The organism is Streptomyces sp. NPDC007162 (assembly GCF_040634175.1).
Taxonomy (GTDB): domain Bacteria; phylum Actinomycetota; class Actinomycetes; order Streptomycetales; family Streptomycetaceae; genus Streptomyces.
Genome location: NZ_JBEYFC010000886.1, coordinates 1 through 2,229 on the forward strand (window position 1 = coordinate 1; position 2,229 = coordinate 2,229).

At 70.7% G+C, this 2,229-nt stretch carries 4 protein-coding genes; all 4 read right to left on the minus strand.

What is annotated here, in order from left to right; all coding sequences use genetic code 11:
• A partial coding sequence (locus ABZ646_RS45390) for a TetR family transcriptional regulator (protein WP_360533301.1) occupies window positions 1-708 on the minus strand: 708 nt, incomplete at its 3' end.
• A gap of 9 nt (window positions 709-717) precedes the next feature.
• Complete coding sequence (locus ABZ646_RS45395) at window positions 718-1,215, minus strand: DCC1-like thiol-disulfide oxidoreductase family protein (protein ID WP_360533304.1); 498 nt, start codon at window positions 1,213-1,215, stop codon at window positions 718-720.
• Window positions 1,212-1,619, minus strand: a complete 408-nt coding sequence (locus ABZ646_RS45400) for a hypothetical protein (protein WP_093499506.1) — start codon at window positions 1,617-1,619, stop codon at window positions 1,212-1,214. The genes ABZ646_RS45395 and ABZ646_RS45400 overlap by 4 nt, the downstream gene beginning before the upstream one ends.
• A 94-nt stretch (window positions 1,620-1,713) precedes the next feature.
• A complete protein-coding gene (locus tag ABZ646_RS45405) occupies window positions 1,714-2,124 on the minus strand; it encodes a VOC family protein (protein WP_360533308.1) in 411 nt (136 codons plus the stop codon).
• Between the last annotated feature and the right edge of the window lie 105 nt (window positions 2,125-2,229).

Below are 2,229 nucleotides of genomic sequence, written 5' to 3' on the forward strand. Positions count from 1 at the left end.
GGGAGCAAGACGATCGTGCCGTCCTCGGCCATGCTGAAGCTGTCGTTCCGGCTGGTCGCGGGGCAGGATCCGGACCACATCGGCGAGGGAGACGCCTCGCGCGGTCAGCCGGGCGCCGCGCTCGGCGAGCCGGTAGCTGCGCTCGCGGCCCTCGGTGCGGTCGAAGACCCAGTACAGCACCAGGCCCATCTGCGAGAGCCACATCAACTCGGGCAGCACGTCCCGCAGTTCCGGTGCCACCTTGGTCTTCGCCCCGGCGAGCACCTCCCGGTGCACGCTGATCGCCTCCTCGCGCGCGTGCTCGCTCTCCGGGGAGAAGGGGCTGAGCGGGCTGTCGGGGTCGGCGGCGTTCTTGAAGAAGTGGACCGCGAACTCGTGGTACGGCCGGGCGATGTCCAGCCACACCTTCAGCACCCCCGCGAGCCTCGCCTCCAGGTCCGTCTCCCGGTCCAGGACCTCGCGCACCGCCACCCGGTGCTCGGCGGCGAGCTGGTCGTAGAAGCCCTGGATCAGGTGTTCCTTGCCGGCGAAGTAGTAGTAGGCGTTGCCGACCGAGACCCCCGCCTCGGTGGCGATGGCCCGCATCGTGGTCTTCTCGTAGCCCCGCTCCCGGAACAGCCGCATCGCCGTCTCCAGGATCAGCGCACGGGTCTGCTCGGACTTGCTGGGGGAACCGGTCTCGACGGGACCGTCGTTCTTCGCGGACACGGACAGAGCCTAACCAGTGGTGCAGACGCCGCCGGCACAGCCCGGAGGGTCGTAGATCCAGCCGATGCCCGGCTCGTAGACCCACCCGTCCTGCCGCCGGAAGGGTTTACCGCCGTCCCCCTGCCCGCCGCGCCACCAGGCGGCGGCGAGCACCGCGCCCCGGGCCAGCTTGGCCCCGGCGGGTGTGCTGAGCCGGTGGGCGAGCGGCCGGTGCTCCCGCAGGGCCCACAGGACGACGATCCAGGCGGCCGTCTCCCGGTAGACCTGTCCGGCGTCGCCGACGACGGTGACCTCGTCGAAGGTGGCGGAGTGGTCCAGGTCCGGGAAGCGTGCCCGGGCCTCGTCCGAACCGGCCGGCAGCAGCTCCAGCGGGACCAGCTGCGGCTGGCGCGCGAGCCAGTCGCGCAGGTGGGTGCAGAGGGCGCACTCGGCGTCGTAGAGCACGGTGAGCCCGCGGACCGGGACGCGGCGGGCGTCCCGGTCCGCCGTCGTCGGCACGGCGCTCACGCCCCGGCCGCCGGCGCGGTCCAGCCCTGCGGCGGGACGGGCGGGAGCTGTTCCTTCTCCATGATCCCGCGGCGCCGGATCCGGTTGAGCACGTACACGTTGCCCAGGTGCATCACGCCGAGCACCAGCAGCACGACCCCGAGCTTGGACGACAGGGCCTCGAAGATGCCGCGGGTGTCGTCGATGGTGTCGCTGGTGTGCAGGTAGAGGGCGACGAAGCCGAGGTTGACCAGGTAGAAGCCGACGACCAGCAGGTGGTTCACGGCGTCGGCGAGCTGCTCGTTGCCGTGCAGGACGTCGGAGAGGAAGATCCGGCCGTTGCGGCTGAGCGTGCGGGCCACCCAGATGGTCAGGCCGATGCTGACGAGCAGGTAGATGACGTAGGCGATGACGGTACGGTCCATGCCCCACCCCTTATTGAACGCGTTCAAAACGCTGGCAGGGATGACTGTAGACCTGCTTTTGAACGTGTTCAACTCGGGTGCGGAGTGACCCCGTTCACGCACGCCGTGCGAGCGCCGGCCGCTTGCTGTAGTCGGTGAACCCGAGGACGTTCCCCCACGGGTCGGCGATCTCCACGGTCCATCCGGTGGCCACGGAGAACGGCTCGTCGAGGGTCCGGATCCCCGCGGCCGCCAGCCTCCGGGCCGCGACCCGCGCGTCCGGCACCTCCAGCCACACCCGCGGCGCGGCCCACACCGGCGTGCGGTGCCCCAGCCCCTCCTCGGCCCGCAGCAGGATCCCGGGCGTCTCGCCCCCGACCTTCAGCAGCGCGATGCCCGCTTCGTCGAACCGGAACCCGACCGTGAACCCGGCCCGCTCGTAGAAGGCGACGGCATCGGCGAGGCTCCCGACCGGGAGCAGCACGTTGTCGAACCCGAGCAGTTCGTACGACTCATCATCTGACATACCGTCAGGCTAGAACCGCCCGCCCGCCCCGGCGGCAGACACGCGCAAGGGCCCCTACTATTCCGGCAAGCACAAGCGTCACGGCATGAACGTCCAGGTCATCGC

What these genes read in the sequence shown, in the direction of transcription:
- ABZ646_RS45405 (WP_360533308.1), bottom strand. Translation starts at nt 2,124, where the DNA reads ATGTCAGATGATGAGTCGTACGAACTGCTCGGGTTCGACAACGTGCTG.
- ABZ646_RS45400 (WP_093499506.1), bottom strand. Translation starts at nt 1,619, where the DNA reads ATGGACCGTACCGTCATCGCCTACGTCATCTACCTGCTCGTCAGCATC.